The 20,168-nt window shown below is 46.0% G+C and carries 16 protein-coding genes and 4 pseudogenes; 9 read left to right on the top strand and 11 right to left on the bottom strand.

Annotation, left to right across the window (positions count from 1 at the left end):
• Positions 1-195: 195 nt before the first annotated feature.
• Positions 196-339, bottom strand: a pseudogene (locus CIL02_RS08265) (IS1380 family transposase); the annotation flags it as partial.
• Positions 338-537, bottom strand: a pseudogene (locus CIL02_RS16685) (IS1380 family transposase); the annotation flags it as partial. The pseudogenes CIL02_RS08265 and CIL02_RS16685, both read right to left, overlap by 2 nt.
• A gap of 241 nt (positions 538-778) precedes the next feature.
• On the opposite strand from CIL02_RS16685, the gene CIL02_RS08260 reads away from it, so the two are divergent.
• From CIL02_RS08260 to CIL02_RS08240, 5 genes and pseudogenes are all read left to right on the top strand, one after another.
• Positions 779-1,165: a C-GCAxxG-C-C family protein gene (locus CIL02_RS08260; RefSeq protein WP_094400792.1), complete on the top strand. Its 387-nt coding sequence runs from the start codon at positions 779-781 to the stop codon at positions 1,163-1,165.
• Positions 1,166-1,190: 25 nt separating this feature from the next.
• Positions 1,191-1,568 carry a NifB/NifX family molybdenum-iron cluster-binding protein gene (locus CIL02_RS08255; protein ID WP_094400790.1) on the top strand — a complete coding sequence of 126 codons (378 nt, stop codon included), beginning with the start codon at positions 1,191-1,193 and terminating at the stop codon, positions 1,566-1,568.
• Positions 1,495-2,085 carry a pyridoxamine 5'-phosphate oxidase family protein gene (locus tag CIL02_RS08250; protein WP_240513594.1) on the top strand — a complete coding sequence of 197 codons (591 nt, stop codon included), beginning with the start codon at positions 1,495-1,497 and terminating at the stop codon, positions 2,083-2,085. The genes CIL02_RS08255 and CIL02_RS08250 overlap by 74 nt, the downstream gene beginning before the upstream one ends.
• A gap of 6 nt (positions 2,086-2,091) precedes the next feature.
• Positions 2,092-2,892 carry an MBL fold metallo-hydrolase gene (locus tag CIL02_RS08245; RefSeq protein ID WP_094400786.1) on the top strand — a complete coding sequence of 267 codons (801 nt, stop codon included), beginning with the start codon at positions 2,092-2,094 and terminating at the stop codon, positions 2,890-2,892.
• Positions 2,893-3,533: 641 nt separating this feature from the next.
• A pseudogene (locus CIL02_RS08240) lies at positions 3,534-4,562 on the top strand (mobilization protein); the annotation flags it as partial.
• Between the two features lie 8 nt (positions 4,563-4,570).
• Here the strand turns inward: CIL02_RS08240 and CIL02_RS08235 are convergent.
• Positions 4,571-5,470: a DUF4377 domain-containing protein gene (locus CIL02_RS08235; protein WP_094400784.1), complete on the bottom strand. Its 900-nt coding sequence runs from the start codon at positions 5,468-5,470 to the stop codon at positions 4,571-4,573.
• Between the two features lie 810 nt (positions 5,471-6,280).
• Here CIL02_RS08235 and CIL02_RS08230 point away from each other — a divergent pair.
• From CIL02_RS08230 to CIL02_RS08215, 4 genes are all read left to right on the top strand, one after another.
• Positions 6,281-9,199, top strand: coding sequence for a hypothetical protein (locus CIL02_RS08230; protein ID WP_094400782.1), 2,919 nt, complete (start codon positions 6,281-6,283; stop codon positions 9,197-9,199).
• Between the two features lie 122 nt (positions 9,200-9,321).
• Positions 9,322-10,239, top strand: coding sequence for a DMT family transporter (locus tag CIL02_RS08225; RefSeq protein ID WP_094400780.1), 918 nt, complete (start codon positions 9,322-9,324; stop codon positions 10,237-10,239).
• Positions 10,240-10,322: 83 nt separating this feature from the next.
• Positions 10,323-11,210: a 4-hydroxy-tetrahydrodipicolinate synthase gene (gene dapA, locus CIL02_RS08220; RefSeq protein ID WP_094400778.1), complete on the top strand. Its 888-nt coding sequence runs from the start codon at positions 10,323-10,325 to the stop codon at positions 11,208-11,210.
• Between the two features lie 56 nt (positions 11,211-11,266).
• Complete coding sequence (locus CIL02_RS08215) at positions 11,267-11,770, top strand: co-chaperone YbbN (protein WP_094400776.1); 504 nt, start codon at positions 11,267-11,269, stop codon at positions 11,768-11,770.
• A gap of 119 nt (positions 11,771-11,889) precedes the next feature.
• On the opposite strand, the gene CIL02_RS08210 is transcribed toward CIL02_RS08215, so the two are convergent.
• From CIL02_RS08210 to CIL02_RS08175, 8 genes and pseudogenes are all read right to left on the bottom strand, one after another.
• On the bottom strand, positions 11,890-12,903 hold the full coding sequence (locus CIL02_RS08210) for a GGGtGRT protein (RefSeq protein WP_094400774.1): 1,014 nt from the start codon (positions 12,901-12,903) through the stop codon (positions 11,890-11,892).
• An 11-nt stretch (positions 12,904-12,914) separates the two neighbouring features.
• The gene (locus CIL02_RS08205) at positions 12,915-13,616 is read right to left on the bottom strand and encodes an iron-sulfur cluster assembly scaffold protein (protein ID WP_094400772.1); all 702 of its coding nucleotides are present in this window, start codon (positions 13,614-13,616) and stop codon (positions 12,915-12,917) included.
• Between the two features lie 324 nt (positions 13,617-13,940).
• Positions 13,941-15,113, bottom strand: coding sequence for a zinc ribbon domain-containing protein (locus CIL02_RS08200; RefSeq protein WP_094400770.1), 1,173 nt, complete (start codon positions 15,111-15,113; stop codon positions 13,941-13,943).
• A gap of 9 nt (positions 15,114-15,122) precedes the next feature.
• The gene (locus CIL02_RS08195; protein ID WP_094400768.1) at positions 15,123-15,815 is read right to left on the bottom strand and encodes a glycoside hydrolase family 25 protein; all 693 of its coding nucleotides are present in this window, start codon (positions 15,813-15,815) and stop codon (positions 15,123-15,125) included.
• 125 nt (positions 15,816-15,940) lie between these two features.
• On the bottom strand, positions 15,941-16,765 hold the full coding sequence (locus tag CIL02_RS08190) for a hypothetical protein (protein WP_094400766.1): 825 nt from the start codon (positions 16,763-16,765) through the stop codon (positions 15,941-15,943).
• 26 nt (positions 16,766-16,791) lie between these two features.
• A complete protein-coding gene (locus CIL02_RS08185) occupies positions 16,792-18,072 on the bottom strand; it encodes a Na+/H+ antiporter NhaC family protein (protein WP_094400764.1) in 1,281 nt (426 codons plus the stop codon).
• 93 nt (positions 18,073-18,165) lie between these two features.
• The gene (locus tag CIL02_RS08180) at positions 18,166-19,662 is read right to left on the bottom strand and encodes a UxaA family hydrolase (RefSeq protein ID WP_094400762.1); all 1,497 of its coding nucleotides are present in this window, start codon (positions 19,660-19,662) and stop codon (positions 18,166-18,168) included.
• Positions 19,663-19,717: 55 nt separating this feature from the next.
• A pseudogene (locus tag CIL02_RS08175) lies at positions 19,718-20,044 on the bottom strand (substrate-binding domain-containing protein); the annotation flags it as partial.
• Positions 20,045-20,168 lie beyond the last annotated feature (124 nt).

Raw genomic sequence — 20,168 nt, 5'->3', positions numbered from 1 at the left:
CGTAAGGTTATTAACCTTATCGGCAATGATATATATATGCATAGACCACGCAACAATATATTGTCACTCGAGATATAGCATGAACCGCAAATATGAATACGCCACAGACAAGATTTATAACCTTATCGGCAATGAAGGTAACAAATACAGACCACACTGCTATAAATGATAATCACTCGAAATGTCGGATGAACCGGTTTTCTTTAGTCCGAAGGCTTTTGCGTCTATCTTGTCCATGAGGAACTTGTAGAAGTTGCGTATGAGTTCTGTCAGCAGCAGGAACACATTGTTCCCTGCCATGAAGGACTTTGGAAGCCTTACCCATCCGAAGCCATTGTTCCTCCACACAGTCGCCGCCACAGAAGTAGACACTTGACAAAGAACCCACTATCTCGCGCTTTGATAACCGAACGATGTGCACCGAAGTCCAAGAACTTTGTCGATTACCGGACCCACAAAACAGGAAAAATGCTCCCTCACGTGAAATATTCCTCCAAAAGGAGTGATTTTCTCAGATTTCATGCTTACCTTTGCCATGTCATTGATAATTTTTGCTTGTCTTGATTTGCAGCACTAAGGTAAGTGAACAATCTGACATGGCAAAATCCTGAACTGCTCGGCTTTGCCGCTTGCCACAAGCAAGAACTTTTTGTTGCTCAGGTACTTATAAAAAAGTTAAACTAAAGTGCTGCGGAATTTAGGAACAATAAGGATAAAGTAAACTCCAATGTAACAAATTTAAGAATCAGAAATTAATCCGTTACTCAAAAGCAGATTTATGAAAACAAGAAAACAGATAGCAGCTGAAAAGAAGAGATGCAATAGTCACAACTGCGCCCAGGCGATTCTTCACACATACGCAGACGTGGCCGGTATCAGTGAGGAAGCTGCCATGAATATTGCCGGAGCCTTTGGTGGCGGCATGGGCTGCATGGAAGGAACATGTGGCGCACTCGTCGGTGCAGGATTAGTACTTGGCTTGGCAAATAAAGACAAGGTAAAGTCGATGAAGCAGATGCACCAGGTGATGACCAAGTTCCAGGAGAGAAATGGTGCCACGCAATGTAAACTGTTGAAGGGTGTCGGAACAAAGGTGATGCTCAGAGAGTGTCCTGACTGCGTAGCCGATGCTGCAGAGTTTTTGGAAGAAGAATTAAATCAGTAAAATCAAAAATAAATAGAACAAGACAATGAAACAGAATCAAAAAATCGCCATTCCTACCAACGAGGGAATGTTATGGCCACATTTCGGTAAGGCTCCACAAGTAACTATAGTAATCGTCGAGGAAGGACAGATCAAGGAATCCGTCATCAAGCAGTCGCCAGAGCATGAGCACGGAGCCATGCCGCGCTTCCTCGCTGCCGAGGGCTGTACGGATGTGGTTTGTGGCGGGTTAGGACAAGGTGCCGTGCAGATGCTCGCTGAATTAGGAATCGAAGTCCATGCCGGAGCACCAGCCCTGCCCGTTGATCAAGTGCTGGCCATGTATCTTGATGATACTATCGAATACGGTGACGGAAGTTGTCACCATGACGGTTGTGGCGGTCATCACCATCATCATGAGTGATATGAGGAAGGCAAGCAGAGAGATGGATGCAGCCTTCGCATTCGAGGTATTCGACAAGGCACCATATATCACCGTCAGTTTCACACGGCCTGACGGCTGTCCTTATGGTGTACCTTTGTCGTTGGTACGGAAAGATGAGACGACCTTCTATTTTCACGGAGCCTTGGAAGGTGAGAAAATGGATTGTATCGCCAGCAATTCCAAGGTGGCATTGTCAGCCGTAACACGTTGTTCTCCTACTGTCGGCCCTAAAGACGGCAGTTTTACCCTTCAATACAAATCGGCGATGGCTACAGGTGTTGCCGAAGTGGTTACGAATAGAGCTGAGAAGATAGAGGCCCTTAGGCTTATCTGCTTACGTTTCCTTCCTCACCACATGGATGCTTTTGATGCAGCTATTGAGCGAAGTCTGGAAAGAACGGCGATTGTCAAGATAACCCTGACAGAACCGCCTACAGGCAAGCGTAAGCAGTATGATAAGCAGGGTGAGGAAATGAAGTGGCAACGAATGGAATAGAAAGACATGAAGTGGACTGTATTAGTAGATAATCGCACGAATGCTCCAGGTTTAGAGACAGAGCATGGGTTGTCGATACTCCTGGAAATGGAGCACCATCGCATCTTGCTCGATACGGGAGCCAGCGATATGCTCATCCGTAATGCTGAGCGGTTAGGCATTGACCTCGGCACTGTGGACTATGTGTTCATTTCCCACGGTCACAGTGACCATGCCGGAGGGCTGAAGAACTTCATGGCCATCAACGACAAGGCGAAAATCATCGTATCACCGTATGCTCTTAGCGGGAAATTCTATTCCAAACGCCGTTATCTGCACAGCATCACCACCGAATGGCCGGAGATACCTTCAGAACGACTCTTGTCCATAGAGCAAAGCGGGTGGATAACCAATGACCTGTATATCATTGCCCGCATCCCGCAAGTGCATCCGATGCCCAAAGGCAATCAACACCTCTTTGTTGAAACGGCAGACGGAGAATACATCCCTGACGACTTCCGCCATGAACTGGCCCTCTATACCAACGGATTGCTGTTTACGGGCTGTGCCCACAGCGGACTGGAGAATATTCTTGCGGCCACGCCTTTTCCAGTAAATGAGGTTGTTGGAGGTTTCCATCTCCTCGACGGTCATGAGTCGGAGGATGAACTCGGCGAACTCGCCTACAGACTGACAGACTACTATCCGCAGACGCACTTCCATACTAGTCACTGTACGGGCGATGCCGTGTTTCCCACGTTGAAGGATGTCATGGACGAACGGCTTCAAGCCTTCTCATGCGGCACAAATATTGAAATAGAAATCTAATCAGATATGAAAAGAACCTAAAATCCGCAACTAATATTGATGCTTACTAATTTTGCAGTTCGCTTCTCCATCTGACGTATCTGTAACTGTCAAACCTCTTGACTGCAAGAGACAGACAAGATCGTGCGCACTGGTGTACGGCTTCTGGAATGGGATTCTGTTACTCATTGTATAAAAATAAAACGACCCGCACATTTGAGCTTCAAGAAATCTCTTCCTCCTTCGCACCTCGGCAATGTTCAAACAAGTTTGACATTGCTCTCGGTTTGTCGTCGGTTGAGCATCGTTGAGAGGCTTGGCGGGTTCTGGGGGGCCAATGGTACTGCTTTTATTTGGAATAACCAAACTTATTTGAAGAAAAAGAATAAAGTTAGCCTAAGAAATCGTCATTTTACATTAAAGTGCCATTCTTTTCCCTGCCTTTTTGAATCAATTTGCACCAAAGATTATCTGTCTGGCGACACATAAACATTAGATAATCCGTTCACACTCGACAAAGCAAAAGTAAACTATTGTTTTGCTCTGCAAAACTCTTAGATTTCCCATTTTTCGCTATTGCACTTTTTTGTACCGTTCAATTTTGGGAGTATCATGTTTCCATCTGTGTTTCATTTACTTGAAAAAGTGCAAATCAATCCCACATGAACCATGATACGGGCAAGTCCTGCAAGCTTGACGAGAAAGCCATGAGCGAGATGCAGACGGTTTTGGCTGAGTGCTTGGAGATGGAAAGGGGCATCTCAAAGGAGGTTACAGGCAAGGAGCATTTGGAACGCACGGACTTCATCCTTGCCAAACAGAAGCAGGAAGCGGAACGGGTCAAAATCGAAAAGGAAGCAGCCCTTGCCGCCAAGGAGGAAGCGGAAACGGAACGACGGCACATCGAGGGCGAGAACAAGGCGAAAGAGAAATACCGCCAATCCCTTGACAATGACATCGCCGACAAGGAACGTCAGTTAAGGGATGAGCGCAAGACGAAAGTGGACAGCATATTGGACAGCGTAAGCAGTTTTGTCGGGGTGGGCAAATCCGCAGCAATCGAAAAGGAAAACGCCAAACTGAAAGCCGAGAACGAGCGTATGAAGAAAGCCTTTCCCCATGCAGTCAAGAACAAGGTGGAGGAACTGACAAAAGTTTTGACAACGGAGAAACAGAAAGCCGAAGCGGAGCGTGACAGGGCTTTGGTGCAGAGCCGCTCACTCGCCACTGAAAAGGACAAGGCGGTACGGCAACTTCAAGAACAAAAGGACGGCGAACGGCATCGCATCGATTTTGCCGTAAGCCGTGCCACGGCAGACAAAGATAAAACCATCCGCTTGCTGCAAAGTGCGCTTAAAGCGAGTAGACATATCCTGAATGTGCTTGCCGATATTCTTTACAAGGCAAACGAAGTCTTTAAGCAAGCCATTGATGCGATTATCCATTTCGGCACGGAACAGCACAAATCTTTCTTCGCCCCATCCGAAGCTGCCGACATCAAGAGCGTGATGCAAGAGTATGGGGAAACAACCGAACAGCAGAATGTTGTCGGTGTATGGCTCTGTGATTATGCGGAGAGCCGACAGCCTTTTGACGAAATTAAACATCGCCATACACTCAAAGAGGTTGGCGATGTTGCAGAGGGGAAATATGATTGGAAAATCAAAAACGGACAAGGAATAGGAATATAATGCCCTACTTAAAGGCTTTCAGCAGAGAGCATATAAGATATTACAACCGTTTCCACATTGGCTTCCGGGTATTTGGTTTTGTAATATTCGGTCAGGTCTTTATAAAGATAGATGGCACTTGGTGTTCTATCAACATCTTTTGTTTGAGTAGCATAGCCCATAAATACGTCAAAAGACAGATTGTCAATTGAGTTTTCTGCTTCATCTAAAAAAGTCCATTCTCCGTAACCGACTATTCGTGCATCTGGGGGAAGTACTTTATAAGACTCCGGCATTTCTTCTGGTGCCTTACTTTTACTCTGTATGATATACGGACCAAACACTTTGTTGTCATCCTGTAAGGCTATCCATTTAAGGGTAGCGTCTTCACCACGATAAAGCATATCGTGATAATCCAACGGAATAAGAGAGTTGTCTTTCAAATCCTGTTCAATGAGTTCTTTATTATCCGCTTCTACCGCATATCTGTATTGTGGTAGTGGAATATTGTCGTAATATGCTTTTGGAATAAGATGTAATGGCAAGTTTTCCGAGTCTTTTTTATCTTTGGATATCACTTCAAGTAACTCGCGTTCTGTCCATGCAGGAGTTCCCATACTATAATCCAAATAGCTGGTTTCGCCGATTTTTATCTGGTATTCATATCCTTTCTCAAACTCAAACCCATCAATGTTGCCAAAGGCACTCCATTCATCGGACGGCTCTTGTTTTACAGCGTAAACTTCTGACAAGTAATTAAACCCTTCAGACCAAAGGACACCCGGTATTTTTTCCGATGCCACAGTCAGCACATACTCTTTGTAATCTGTTACTTTCCTGCCTTCTTCATCATCGTCACTACACGCTGTCAGTCCTACCACTGCAAACATTGCCATAAGCAGTATTCCGAAAAAGTCTTTCGCATTCATTTTTATCTTTTTTAATTGTTAGCTATTATAAAAATGCAGAAACTCTAAAAATATTGCATCTCGGATGCAACTTTTAATTCCGTATGTCTTGAATAAAGTTGCTCCAATCCACAATCCAAGTACAAAGGTAGTGAATTTCCTATCAATGAACTTCTGCGCAGAGCAAAAATTAGAGTTCTAAGACTTATTTCATACAGCATTTGTACTCCTATTGGCTCTTAAAGTGCAAAACATACTAAAAATTAATCGTGGCAAGCAATTCCCCGACAAGTCCTCTGCTGTTTTGCCCCCGTTCCGACAGACCTGCGGCAAAAGATAAAAATGCCTGCCGATTGTTAAGTTTTTGTTAAATTTTCATCTTCATACGCATCTTTTTCCTACACGTTCTTTCCCTCAAAAACAGCTTTTTTACCTCATTTATACATAAGCAAATTTTTGTACCTTTATTTTCTTATATTGTTGATATTCAGCGACAAAAACTCTCTCATATGTATTCCACATGGATTCTTTACCTATTTATATTGTAAGTTGTATATGCAAGTGAAGCTTTACTTGCAGCCAAGTGAAGGTCTTGTTTCACCTATATGATATTCTTGTTTCAGCAAAATGAATTTTTCTATTCTCATATATAAACATACAAGCAGTATAGTGTCATTAAAACAATAAATTGTTAAATTCTCGTAAACAATACAGCATGTATCAGACAAAAATGTTATTTTTGCCATATCTAACAACCTAATATCCATTTATTAACCAATTATTATAAGTATGTCATCATTTTACCAAAAACTAATTTTCGCGGGGATTGCAATGTTTTCCACTGAGACATCTTTTGCAATCGATTTACCGAAAATCGGGCAAACGATTACCGACGGCAAATCCTACATCCTAATCAATTACGAGAAACCCAACAAGTATTGGTCGCGTACTCCGTGGGACGGTTCCTATTATCTTCTTGACTATTCCTCCTCTTCCTACAAGACCTCAACTTTCACGGCCCATCAGGAAGCAGACGGCACATGGTATTTCACCGTTGACGGCCGAGCAGAAGAGGAAGAGCCGCTGTATGTCGGTTTCCAAATTGGCGCTGCCAACCTCAACGGAAACCTTGAGCTTAAGGCCCACTTCGTTGTAGAGCCCAGCACGGACCATGAGGGATTCTACAAGATTAAGTCGGGCGATGATATGCCGTGTTCCGGTACCCGTGGACTATACCTTCACCTAAATTCGGGCGGCGAGTATGTAGTTATCACATTCTATGGCAACCAATGGTTCCCAGACTACTATGGAGGCGTTGAGACTATTGACGACGGTACGGGAACCCCAATCGTGAAGATTACGGAAGACAACTGGATAGTTCCGTTAGACCGCGAGCATGAGAATTGGGCTTTTGCCGACACGGCAGATATTCCTGCTTATTATCAGAAAGTGAGGCTCTACGAGGCTATCACAGAGATTGAGCAAAACAGATATGAGGACGAGACATACCTTGCCGGTTATCAGTCGCTGGTTGCCTTGACATCTGACATCTACAATAAGGCAGACGTAACTATAGACGAGCTTGGCGCTGCCTATGAGCTTATCCAGCTCAAGCACAATCTCTACAATGAGATAGTTAAGGCAAAGGAACTTCTTGGGGAGGATACTGACGCTGTCCTTACAGCTGCCATTGAAAAAGCCGTCTCGTCATTCAATAGCGTGAACACGGAAGCGGAGATTGAGCAGGCCATATCAGACCTTGCCAACGCCGAGCTGAACTACAGCCTTGGCAACGGCGATATTACAGACCTTGGCAAGAACATGAGCTTCGAGGACCTTAGCGCACAGGGTGGAGTAGAGACCTCGGTCGTTGGAGCTACACCAGCAGGATGGAACGCTTACGTAAACGGTACTCAGGTTTCTACCACAGAAGAGCTTACGGCCGCAGGTATAAGCGGATGGTACGGAATAAACTCTGACAGCGAGGGAGATATAAAGGACGGCACACAAGCATTCGGTATATGGATGGCCGGTATGCCCGATTACGAAATCTCACAGACCATCAGCGGTCTAGAGAATGGTACCTACCTGATTACGGCAGGCGTTATGGTTGGAGCAAATGGCTCTGGCTCACGCCGTACCTCACAGCGCGTATTCGGCAATTTGAACAGCACATTGTATGGCTTCTCAGACGATTACGATCTGTCACGCTTCAATCCACAGGAGGTATTGGCATTTGCTGGACAAACTGAGGAAGTAACCGACCGTCTGCTGTCGCCGATTACTGTAAATGCCTACGTATATGACGGCAATCTGACATTCGGTTTCCGTACAGACGGCGACATTGCCAAGGCACGTCGTGACAATGGTAACGCCAATGGTGGTGACGGATGGTTCAAGCTTGACAACTTCCGCATTCAGAAACTTCGCTACATAAAGGAAGACGCACTTGCCATTTTCGAGGACTACACCTCTAAGCTCTCCAACTATATGTACGAACAAATGCAGAGCTCCGTTTTGAAAAAGATTGAGACTGCACTTGAGGAATACTCCGTGAACAATGACAGCGAGCCGCAGGCAATTGACAACGCAATACTTAACCTGGCAGCCTTGCTTACTGAGGTAAAGGCATCCGTAGATGTATATGCTGAGTTCGCATCTGTTCTTATACAGCATCAGAGCAACCTTACAGACTACAGCAACTACGCTGGAGCAGGTGCCTACGGTGACGTTATAATGGAGGCCGAGGATCTGTTTGGCAGCGGCGACGCAAGTGCAGAGGAGCTTGCCGAGATGCGCATACGGCTTGAGCAGGCATTCAACGACTGCAAGCTCTCTGGCGTAGCAGTGAATATCTTTGTCACAGACCTTATCACAAACCCGAGTTTCGAGGATTTGTCGGCACAGGGCAACACACCGTCTTCTGGTGTAGCGGCCGTCCCGGCTGGATGGACATTGAAAATTAACGGCGAGACTGTTGAGGGAACACCTAACGGCTATATCTCCGGCTGGTGTGCCATCAATGGTGGTGATGCTATCTCTGTTACAGACAATGACGGCAACTATTACGATCATCAGCCTGTTGACGGCTCGTATCTCTGGGGTATCTGGACATCCAGCATGCCTGAGGTAGAGCTTAGCCAGACAATCTCTGGTCTGCCAATGGGTACATATATCGCATACGCCGATGTTATGGTGGAAAACAACTGGGCAGGCAACAATGTCACTACACAGCGCATCTTCGCCAACGATTGCGTGCAGGTATGGGCAACACCTGAAACCATTTCTGAAATGAACATCCCGGCCGACGTTGCTGCAGCTAAGGCTTTCGACGAGCAGGAGATAGACAACATCCAGCATCTCACATACGCTGGCTATACCTGCGAGTCGGGTGATGCCACCACATCACTTCTTAAGCCAATGGAGGTAACGTTCGGTGTAGGCGAGGACGGAATTGCCGTTATCGGTTTCCGTACCAATGGAGTGAACGTTGATGGCAACACCTTTGATAACGGTGCGGTTAACGGTGCAGGATGGTTCAAGGTGGACAATTTCCGCCTCTTCTACAAGAGCGAGGAGACACCAACAGCCATCAATAACGCTACATCCGGTAACAGCATTGAGATTGTTGGTCAGGAATACTACAATGCAAATGGCCAGCGCGTCAGCGGCATACAGCCAGGCCTCACCATCGTGAAGAACCGTCTGGCTGACGGAACTGTCAAGGCCGTAAAGATTATCAAGAGATAACACGAGGGACATTTGCTCAAATTATCAAATTTTATTTTGCCATGCGACTGAAAAGTTGTACTTTTGCAGCCGCATGGCATTTTTCATGCCGTGCCGTAAGGAATTAAACATATATATCTTCAATGTGGTTAATATTGGCATTTCTCTCAGCTGCCTTGCTGGGATTTTATGATTCGTTCAAGAAAAAGGCATTACAGGGTAACGCTGTCATTCCGGTATTGTTTCTCAATACTGTGTTCTCGTCACTTATCTTCGCACCATTCATCGTGCTGTCCTATTCATCCTCTGTTTTAGACTCGTCGCTCGTACATGTGGCCTCTGGCGGATGGGAATGTCACAAGTATATCCTTCTGAAGAGCTGCATCGTATTGTCGTCGTGGCTCGCTGGATATTTCGGTATGAAGCACCTGCCGCTGACAATAGTTGGCCCAATCAATGCCACCCGTCCCGTAATGGTTCTTGTTGGTGCCTTGCTGGTATTCGGTGAGCAGCTGAATGTCTGGCAATGGACTGGTGTAATGCTTGCCGTTGTCTCGTTTCTGATGCTTAGCCGCAGCGGGAAGAAGGAAGGTATCGACTTCAAGCACAACAAGTGGATAGCATGTATAGTGGTTGCAGCTATACTCGGCGCCGTGAGTGGCCTGTACGACAAGTACCTTATGGCATCGCCGGCAGACGGTGGGGTAGGGCTTGACAAGATGATGGTGCAGAGCTGGTACAACATTTACCAGATGATAATGATGGGAATAATGCTCCTTGTTCTGTGGATGCCGGCACGCAAGCACACGACGCCATTCCGATGGGACTGGACAATAATCGGTATATCGCTGTTCCTTAGTGCGGCCGATTTCGTCTATCTCTACTCACTGAGCCTTCCTGGTGCAATGATTTCCATTGTCTCTATGGTAAGGCGCGGAAGCGTGATAGTCAGTTTTCTGTTTGGGGCCATTTTCTTCCACGAAAAGAACCTTAAGTCGAAGGCTGTCGACCTCGCACTGGTGCTTTTGGGAATGCTTTTCCTGTATTTCGGAACAAAATAAAAGTTTTTATCTGCGAAAGATTGGCAATATGACAGAAAAATGCTACCTTTGCACGTGAATTGATACATACTAGCACTTTTTTTATGGCACGTAATATTTTCAAGGGATTAGGAATAGCTCTCGTTACGCCATTCACGGCTGACGGACAGGTTGACTACAAGTCACTTAAAAGACTGCTCGAATACCAGATTGACAATGGGGCTGATTTCCTCTGCATCCTTGCTACAACTGGCGAAACGCCATGCCTTACTCAACAGGAGAAGGATAACATCACCCAATTAGTTAAAGACGTAAACCACGGACGGCTCCCAATATTGAAGGGATGTGGCGGCAACAACACTGCTGCCATAGTGGAGGAACTGAAGAATAGCGACTGGACTGGAATAGACGGTATACTCAGCGTTTGTCCTTACTATAACAAACCTTCACAGGAGGGGCTCTATCAGCATTTCAAGGCCATAGCAGAGGCCAGTCCGCTGCCCGTAGTCCTATATAATGTTCCTGGAAGAACTGGTATTAACCTGAAGCCCGAGACCACTGTAAGGCTTGCCAATGACTGCGAGAACATTGTTGCCATAAAGGAGGCATCAGGCTCTCTTGAGCAGGTTGACGAGATTATCAAGAACAAGCCCAAGCGCTTCGACGTGATAAGCGGCGATGACGCGCTGACATTCTCGATGGTTGCCAGTGGAGCTGCTGGAGTCATCTCTGTTATAGGCAATGCACTGCCCAAGGAGTTCTCAAGGATGATACGACTGGAGTTCCGTGGCGAGTATGAGCCTGCCAGAAAGATACACCATGCCTTTACAGAGCTTTACTCGCTGCTCTTCGTCGATGGTAATCCTGCCGGCGTAAAAGCCCTGCTTCACGAGATGGGCTTCATAGAGAACCAGCTTCGACTGCCGCTTGTGCCCACTAAGGTCTCCACGCTACAGAAAATGGCAGAGATACTGAAGGACTTGCGAATTTGATGCGCGACGTTTGCTTTTGAATATCAACACATCAAAATTTTTTATAGCTATCTGTTATGAGAATTAAGAGTAGTCTGATTTCGTTGTTCACCTATGTGATGCTGCCAACATTATTTGTCTGCACATCATGCAAGAGGGGCGGTGGCAACACTTCCTCCTCACGTGAGATGCAGGTGACCAAAACAGCAAAAGACCATTCAGAGAATGTCGTAAAGTCGCTTACGACAGAGCAGTTCACCAATATCATAGCAGATATCAACAACGATGGTCAATGGAAGTACAAAGGCAATAGTCCAGCCGTCATTGACTTCTATGCTACGTGGTGTCAGCCATGCAGGATGATGGCTCCCGAGTTTGAGGCTGTGGCCAAGGAATATCAGGGAAAGGTCGACTTCTTCAGGGTAGACATTGATGACGAGCAAAGACTGGCAGACTACTTTGACATAAGCTCCATTCCCACCTTATTATATATACCACTCACCGGATCTCCCATCTTGGAGGTTGGTGGACGTGATAGGGAACATATTAAGAAAACCGTTGAGACAAAGCTTCTGAAATAGCTAAAGTCCAAATGATAAGCTATTGATTGTAATATCGAATATCGACGAAACATTAGATAATAATAAAAGGTGTACCATGGGTACACCTTTTATTATGTAGGATATTTGCTCTCCCTTAATTACTTCTTGTTCAGAGCGAGGTCGATAGCAACGGCGATAGCTACAGTAGCACCTACCATTGGGTTGTTACCGATGCCGAGGAAGCCCATCATCTCAACGTGTGCAGGAACTGATGAGGAACCGGCAAACTGAGCGTCAGAGTGCATACGGCCGAGAGTATCGGTCATACCATATGATGCGGGACCTGCTGCCATGTTGTCTGGGTGCAGGGTACGGCCCGTACCACCACCAGAAGCAACAGAGAAGTAAGGCTTGCCAGCAAGTACACGCTCCTTCTTGTATGTACCGGCTACCGGGTGCTGGAAGCGTGTCGGGTTGGTAGAGTTACCAGTGATGGAAACGTCTACATCCTCGCTCCAGTTGATAGCTACACCCTCGCGAACGTCGTCAGCACCATAGCAGTTAACCTTGGCACGTGGACCATCGCTGTAAGGAATGCGCTTTACAACCTCAAGCTTTCCTGAATAGTAGTCGAACTTGGTCTGCACGTATGTGAAACCATTGATACGGCTGATAATCTGTGCTGCGTCCTTGCCAAGACCGTTGAGTATAACGCGAAGAGGATTCTTACGAACCTTGTTGGCCATCTCGGCAATCTTGATTGCACCCTCAGCGGCAGCGAATGACTCGTGACCGGCAAGGAATGCGAAACACTGTGTCTCCTCACGGAGCAGACGGGCTGCGAGGTTACCGTGGCCAATACCAACCTTACGGTCATCGGCTACAGAACCAGGAATACAGAAGCTCTGAAGACCAAGGCCAATAGCCTCGGCAGCATCAGCGGCGCTCTTTACACCCTTCTTGATAGCGATAGCGGCACCACAAACGTATGCCCACTTAGCGTTCTCGAAGCAGATGCGCTGTGTTTCCTCACACATCAGATAAGGATCTATACCAACGCTCTCGCAAATTTCATTAGCCTCCTCGATACTGTTGATACCGTTTTCTTTGAGTGCGGCGAGGACTTGGTCCATACGACGCTCCTGGCTTTCAAAACTAACTTTTCTTATCATAGTGCTAATCCTTATTCTTTACGTGGGTCAATACTCTTAACAACACCCTGCTCGGCTGTGGTGCGACCGTAGCGTCCAGTGAACTTCTGAACAGCCTCATTGGCATCCATACCAGCCTTGATGGCTTCCATCATCTTGCCCAGGTGAACATACTCATAACCGCATACCTGGCTGTCCTTATCGAGGAACTGCTTTGTGATGTAGCCCTCAGTAAGCTCAAGGTAGCGTGTGCCCTTGGCAACTGTACCATAAAGAGTACCAGTCTGTGAACGGAGACCCTTGCCAAGGTCCTCAAGGCCGGCACCGATAACGAGGCCACCCTCAGAGAATGCGCTCTGGCTGCGTCCGTAAACAATCTGGAGGAAGAGCTCGCGCATGGCAGTGTTGATGGCATCGCAAACGAGGTCTGTGTTAAGAGCCTCAAGAATGGTCTTGCCGGGAAGAATCTCTGATGCCATGGCAGCTGAATGGGTCATACCAGTACAGCCGATGGTCTCAACGAGGCACTCCTGGATAACACCTTCCTTGACGTTCAGAGACAGTTTGCAGGCACCCTGCTGAGGTGCACACCAACCCACACCATGAGTGTAACCAGAGATATCCTTTATCTCCTTTGCTTGAATCCACTTTCCCTCCTCAGGAATTGGAGCTGGTCCGTGGTTTGGACCTTTTGCGACAACGCACATGTTGTCGACTTCTTTAGAATAAATCATATTCGCTAAATATTTTAATGAATATATGAAATTAAAAAATTCAGTAATTGCATCGCAGTTAGTTTATGCATCAATGTTGCTGCAAAGATACAAATTCTTTTTTGAAATACCCATTTTTAAGTACCGTTTTTTTAAGCCTTTGGATATTATTTACCAAAAATGTAATATCGACATGACATTTGGCTTAATCATTATATGTAACTCTTATATACACGGTGAATAGAACAAGTACAAAGGATACAAAAAAACCGCCGTTCTCAATAGAGGAAACAGCGGCTTTTACAAAAAAGGGAATTATATTAAACCTCTTTTTGATGGTCATGATCATTCAAGAACCTTAACCATATTGAAGGAGGTAATGCGGATGTCAGGACCGACTACGGCCTTAATATTGTATTTGGCATGCTTCTCCTTGGATGGATCTGTTCTGTCTATGTCCTGCTGCGCCGAGAATTGAACGGTATACTCGTACTCGTTGTCGCCAACTTCCTTCTTGTCAATCTTCCAGTCATTATTTAGGCGCCAATTCATGTTTGTGATGTCTTCCTTATAGATTTTGTGCATGAATGTAATGACATCATTCTGGGTGGCATCGGTCTTGCCGAGAAATGAGGTGAGGAATGAGCTTATGGTGCTGACGAGACGGTCTTCATCACGTGAGTTGATACTCTGGAAGAAATTGCGGAAGAGGGTAACGATGACGTCTTTCTCATCCTGCTGCACCGTCTTTGAATTGATTTCCTTTATGATTTCCTTGCAGTCATCAAAGTGTTCGCCCGTTGGGTGCTCATCCAGATAGGCCTGATAAGCCTCTATGGTGTTTGTGCTGTTTGCCGTTGCCCAGTCAATAGAATCAATCTTATGCAAGGCCTCACCCTTTCGCTGGCTGTCGGGATGTTTCTCAAGATAGTCCATAAGAGCACTCTTTGAACCGCTTACCAGAGCGTTTGTCCAGTCCTGGTCTCCCTTGCGAATCATCTCCAGCCTTAACGTTACGGAGTCAATTCTATCAGCAGAAGCATCCTTATAATTGTTTAGGAAATTCTGCAAGATAAGCGGGTCGTCGCTGCTCATGGCCAGTGTGTATGCTTCTGTCTCCTTCTGCATCTTTGCATTATGGTAATAGTAGAAGCATATTGACCCCACAATGCAGGCTATCAATATTGCCAATATGATAGGGCCATTGTTTTTCTTTTTCTTCTTTTCGTTATCAGCGTCTTTAGAGCCTTGTCTCAGCTGCGGTGGCACAGGCGGTGGCGTTGTTGGGTGTACAGGCTGATTGTTAGAGGGATAAACCCTTGTCGAAACCTGTTGCTGTATTGTGTTTTGTTTGTTTGCCGTGTGGCAGGACGGACACAACTGCTGGTCGTTGAAGTAGACCTCACCACAGTTGGTACAACGTGTTATTTTTCCTGCTATCTCTACACCGCATGACGGGCAGATAGGTGCTTTGTCACTGATTTGGTGTCCACATTCGGGACATTTTATTATTGCCATGATGAATGATTATTTATGTCTAAATCTGATTTCTCTAAGTTTATGCTTTCCCATGAAACGACTTTTGTCTACGTAGCCGTTTATGCCGTTTATTCGGCCTTTGGCAGTATATTGCCATAGAACAAAGTCGAGGTCGTCCTTTAGCACCGGCTCACGCTGTGTATATTGTGCTATCATGACCTTGTAGTCGTGAAGTGTGCCAAGAAGGTAATGGTCGTAGAAATTCGCACCAGTATAGATGAGCGGTTTCTGTTTGTAGGCTTTTTCCATCAGATGTAGGAACTTGAACAGCGAATCACGAAAAGCCTCAACCTGCATGCCGCTTCGTGTTTCCACATCAACCATAGGCAGAAGGTCCTGGTCACCGGGGCGGCACTGTGCCATGAAGTTCTGAAGCTGTACTTCCTGCGGTACGAGCGGACGGTAGAAATGGTATGACCCTACCTTCAGTCCATATCTGTGTGCAAGGTCAATATTTCTTTGATATTTATCATCAATATTGTTTCCGCCCTCTGTGGCTTTCAGGTATACGTATGCCATGTGGCTGTTCTCGCCAACTGTTTCCCAAAAGACGTCACCCTGATAGTGACTAAGGTCTATTCCGTGGATGTGTGAGCAAGTGTCCTCGCACTCTATATATGTCTGTGCAGGCGCATATATGGCTGAAGCAAGCAACGCCAGCAATGTCAAAATCTTATTCATAGGTGCAAAGTTAATACAAAAAAATATTATACGAAAACAAATGCGTATTTTTCGCTCGCAGGCAAGGCATATCAAGGCGTTAAGTTGTATTTTCCATCATCGCTGATGATGCACGAGGCATTTGACTACTCCTCGATTTCGGAGAGGCTGCGTGCAAAGTTGCTAACAAAGTTGCTGGTTGTCTCTATGGGTGCGTATGCGATGTATCTCAGCGAGCGACGGAGGTTACGTCGCAGCACAGCAGAATTGTTTCTTACAAACCCGCTCCTGCCCTGCCTGAAATGCCATTCCTCGGCTGTATCGGTTGCGAGGTTGGTCACTGTGCGTAGGATAATCTTTCCAGCAGAAGGCTCGATGTTGTTGACGAAAGGTATCTCGTCTTGTTCGAAATTGAATACGAGTATGAGTATGCTACCCTGTAGCTGAGCCATTCGTCTCATGTGCAATGCCTGAAGCCAGTTATCTATCTTTACGAAATCAACCTTATCGCCCCTCGTCCTCAAGAACTTTCCAAGTTCAAGAACACCTCCAAGAGACATACCCTTGTTCAGTATGGTCTGCACGTTATCTATTATGATACCAAGAAGCCGAAGCGAATCGATGTTTGTGTCGATGGAATGCCGTTCGTTATTGAATATTTTCTTCAGCTTGTGGTCAAGGATGGGATTGCTTAGTGATGGCACCTCGAAGCTGTGTGCGTGTTGAGTTTTCGTCTTGGGAGCCTCGTATACACAGGCCTGTAGCTCGGCTACCAGTTCTGATGGTATGTTGTTGTTTTCGTCATCCCGACGTGCTTGTATCCCCTCAAGGGCTATTGCTGAGACGTTCTGCGATTTTATCATCTGAAACAGGCGGTTCCACTTGAATTCAGACATCGGTTCAAGCGGCTCGTTCTCGTCGAGTGCACCTGCACGCAGTATACGGAAAAAGTTTCTGTTAATGATGTTCATGGCTAAAATACTTTAGACTAAGATGGTCAGCTATATCTTCTTGGCAATCTGAACAGTATGGCCACGAGACCTGCCAGACCTATTGCCATAGGGTAATATAAATATGGTATAATCTGCATCGGATTGACATGCGCAAGACCTGCTGCCAAGAGCATCTGTACTCCGTATGGCAACAATCCCTGTACTGTACACGAAAATGTGTCGAGAATACTTGCTGCCTTTCGCTTATCGACGCCAAACTTGTCTCCGATTTTCTTCGATATTGTTCCTACGGTCAGTATGGCCACAGTGTTGTTTGCTGTGCAAATATTAACGAGGCCAACAAGTCCCGCAATGGACAATTCCGCGCCACGTTTGGAATTGACATGGGATGTGAGTTTTGAAATAAGATAGTCTATGCCTCCTTTTTCACGGATAATCTCAAGCATGCCACCTGCCATCATGGCTATAATGACAAGCTCGCCCATACCCTTGATGCCGTTGCCCATGGCTCCCATCCATCCTATGACATCGTATGAGCCGTCAAGCAAACCAATAATACCACACATAAGTATGCCGATGGTAAGCACGGCCATGACATTCATGCCTGCTATTGCAGTAATGAGAACCGTGAGGTAGGGGAGTATCTTGGCATATTCCACATTGGGAATACTGGCTGGTGCCTCTACACCAATGCCCATAATGAAATAAGCACCGAGTATCACAAGTGCCGCAGGAATAACGATGAAGGCATTCACCCGGAATTTATCGCTCATCTTGCATCCCTGAGTCTGAGTAGCCACAACTGTAGTATCAGATATAAATGATAGATTGTCACCGAAATAAGCTCCACCAACGATAATGGCTGTAAGCATGGCTATGTCAGCCCCGATGTTCGATGCAATACCTGCTGCTATAGGTACCAGTGCAACAACAGTTCCAACGCTTGTGCCAATAGATATGGATATGAAGCAAGCCGCAAGAAACAATCCCGGCAGCAACATTCCGGCAGGCAGAAAACGCATGGCGCAATTTACGGTGGCCTCAACGCTGCCCATTCCTGTTGCTGACTCAGCAAAGGCACCTGCAAGAACATATATCCACAGCATCAGCATAAGGTTGTCAGAGCTGGCTCCACGACTATAGAGACCAATACGCTTTGATAGCGGAAAGCCTCCGCAGGTAGCAATTGCATATACACTTGATACCATAAAAGCCACTGTGACAGGGACTTTATAGAAGTCGCCTGCCACAATGGATGTTGTTAAGTATAGGATGATAAATACTATCAGGGGCGAGAGTGCCCACAATCCCTTTTTGTTGGTCATACTCATTAATTAATATTGGGAGGTAACTCCTCCTATGCACTCAATATCATTCTTGACATTATATAATGTGCGGTAATGGTGTTGAAACTATATCTATAGTGTCACGCCGTTCTTGAAGATGGAAATCTCACGATAACCATTGGCTTCGTTTCGAGTTTGCTCACCATTGGCGACGGCTATAACCTTGTCAATGAACTTGGTCAGCAATTCCGGCATATCTGTTCCCTCAACGAGTTCTCCGGCATTGAAGTCTATCCAGTTATTCTTATTGTTGAAAAGCCTGCTGTTTGTTGACACCTTCATTGTAGGCACAAACGTACCGAATGGGGTTCCGCGTCCTGTAGTAAATAGCACTATCTGGCAACCCGATGATGCAAGTGCCGTAGATGCGACGAGGTCGTTGCCTGGTGCGGAGAGCAGGTTAAGTCCGTCATGTTCTATGCGCTCGCCATATTCCAGTACGCCACTGACAGGTGCGCGTCCGCATTTCTGCGTACAGCCGAGAGCTTTGTCCTCAAGGGTGGAGATACCACCAGCCTTGTTGCCTGGTGATGGATTCTCGCCTACAGGCTCTCCATGGGAAAGGAAATATTCCTTGAAGTCATTGATGAGCGATACTGTCTTGTCGAAAAGCTCTTTGTTTTCACAGCGGTTCATAAGTATGGTCTCAGCTCCAAACATCTCTGGCACCTCAGTAAGGATTGTTGTGCCGCCTTGCGCAACAAGGTAGTCTGAGAACTCGCCTACGAGCGGATTGGCAGTGATGCCGCTAAATCCATCAGAGCCGCCACACTTTAGTCCTACACGCAATTTCGACAGCGGTTGTTCAGTACGTACATCCTTGCTTGCTATATTGTACAAGTCAGTAAGAATCTTCAATCCTTCCTCCAGTTCATCACCTTCAACCTTTTGTGTTACAAGCAGTTTGATGCGGTCGTGATCATAGTCGCCAAGCATCTTCATGAATTCATCTGGCTGATTGTTCTCGCAACCTAAGGACAGCACAAGAACTCCACCAGCATTGGGATGAAGGCAGATATCACGAAGTATCTTGCGCGTGTTCTCATGGTCATCGCTGAGTTGCGAGCAACCATAGTTGTGGTGCCAGGAATGAATGGCGTCAACGCCCTTCAGCCCTGTCTTGTCAGCAAGCAGCTGAGCAAGCTTGTCGGATATGCCATTGACACAACCAACAGTAGGAACAATCCATATTTCGTTACGTACGCCCACTTCTCCGTTAGACCTTTCGTAGCCGAGGAATGTACGGTTGGCAAACGGTATCTGCAACTTCTCGTTAACAGGTGAGTATGTATATTCGAGAGTGCCCTTAAGATTTGTTTTCAGGTTGTTCTCGTTTATCCATTCACCAGCAGTAAGATCTGTTGCTGCATGACCTATCGGATATCCGTATTTTATGATATTGTCTCCGCAGGCAGTATCTTTTATGAGTATCTTGTGGCCCACAGGAATGTCTTGTTTAATCGTAATGCTTTTGCCGTCAACGATGATGGTCTCGCCTTTGCATATTGGTTGCAGGCATACGACAACCGAGTCGGCAGGATTGATCTTGATAAAAGTTGATTGTTCCATGATGTTTGTTTTGTAGTATTGTTTGTTTATTATCTGTTAAGTGTATCTTGTTGTGTCAAAGCTGAGTACGCCTATAGAACTCAACATTCTCTTTAGTGAGCAGCTCGATGGGCATGTAGTTGACTGGTGACACTTTCTTTTTAAGAACTATGGCCATGAAGAGTGAGTCAATACAAGCGTAGCCTTGTTGGTAAGCATGTTGCGCAATAAGGAAGGAGATGCTTCCCTGCCTAAGACACTCAGCGTTCTTTCCCACCATGTCGTAGCCCATTATCTGGATATCCCTACGGTTTGTGCGCAGAAGAAACTCGCCCACGATGTGGGCTTTGGAGCACAGCGTGATGCAATGATGTATGTCGGGATGGGTAGTGAAGAAGTTCTCATTATATAAATTATGTTTTTCTTTGGTGCTGATTTTCAGTTAATTACAAATAGATGAATTTTATTTGCTGAAAATTTGCGGTTGCAGCAAGTCAGGGATGCCGTCACCGTTCACGTCCAAAGGT

The sequence above is a fragment of the Prevotella sp. P3-122 genome (assembly GCF_002251365.1).
GTDB lineage: Bacteria > Bacteroidota > Bacteroidia > Bacteroidales > Bacteroidaceae > Prevotella.
The sequence above is the reverse complement of the archived record's forward strand: the minus strand, read 5'-3'. Positions and strand labels throughout refer to the sequence as shown.

Bases quoted from the DNA above. Each gene is read 5' to 3' on its own strand.
- CIL02_RS08255 (WP_094400790.1), top strand. From the start codon at position 1,191: ATGAAACAGAATCAAAAAATCGCCATTCCTACCAACGAGGGAATGTTA.
- CIL02_RS08205 (WP_094400772.1), bottom strand. From the start codon at position 13,616: ATGATTTATTCTAAAGAAGTCGACAACATGTGCGTTGTCGCAAAAGGT.
- CIL02_RS08200 (WP_094400770.1), bottom strand. From the start codon at position 15,113: ATGGCAATAATAAAATGTCCCGAATGTGGACACCAAATCAGTGACAAA.
- CIL02_RS08195 (WP_094400768.1), bottom strand. From the start codon at position 15,815: ATGAATAAGATTTTGACATTGCTGGCGTTGCTTGCTTCAGCCATATAT.
- dapA (WP_094400778.1), top strand. From the start codon at position 10,323: ATGGCACGTAATATTTTCAAGGGATTAGGAATAGCTCTCGTTACGCCA.
- CIL02_RS08230 (WP_094400782.1), top strand. From the start codon at position 6,281: ATGTTTTCCACTGAGACATCTTTTGCAATCGATTTACCGAAAATCGGG.
- CIL02_RS08180 (WP_094400762.1), bottom strand. From the start codon at position 19,662: ATGGAACAATCAACTTTTATCAAGATCAATCCTGCCGACTCGGTTGTC.
- CIL02_RS08260 (WP_094400792.1), top strand. From the start codon at position 779: ATGAAAACAAGAAAACAGATAGCAGCTGAAAAGAAGAGATGCAATAGT.
- CIL02_RS08210 (WP_094400774.1), bottom strand. From the start codon at position 12,903: ATGATAAGAAAAGTTAGTTTTGAAAGCCAGGAGCGTCGTATGGACCAA.
- CIL02_RS08225 (WP_094400780.1), top strand. From the start codon at position 9,322: ATGTGGTTAATATTGGCATTTCTCTCAGCTGCCTTGCTGGGATTTTAT.
- CIL02_RS08250 (WP_240513594.1), top strand. From the start codon at position 1,495: ATGATACTATCGAATACGGTGACGGAAGTTGTCACCATGACGGTTGTG.
- CIL02_RS08245 (WP_094400786.1), top strand. From the start codon at position 2,092: ATGAAGTGGACTGTATTAGTAGATAATCGCACGAATGCTCCAGGTTTA.
- CIL02_RS08185 (WP_094400764.1), bottom strand. From the start codon at position 18,072: ATGACCAACAAAAAGGGATTGTGGGCACTCTCGCCCCTGATAGTATTT.
- CIL02_RS08215 (WP_094400776.1), top strand. From the start codon at position 11,267: ATGAGAATTAAGAGTAGTCTGATTTCGTTGTTCACCTATGTGATGCTG.
- CIL02_RS08235 (WP_094400784.1), bottom strand. From the start codon at position 5,470: ATGAATGCGAAAGACTTTTTCGGAATACTGCTTATGGCAATGTTTGCA.
- CIL02_RS08190 (WP_094400766.1), bottom strand. From the start codon at position 16,765: ATGAACATCATTAACAGAAACTTTTTCCGTATACTGCGTGCAGGTGCA.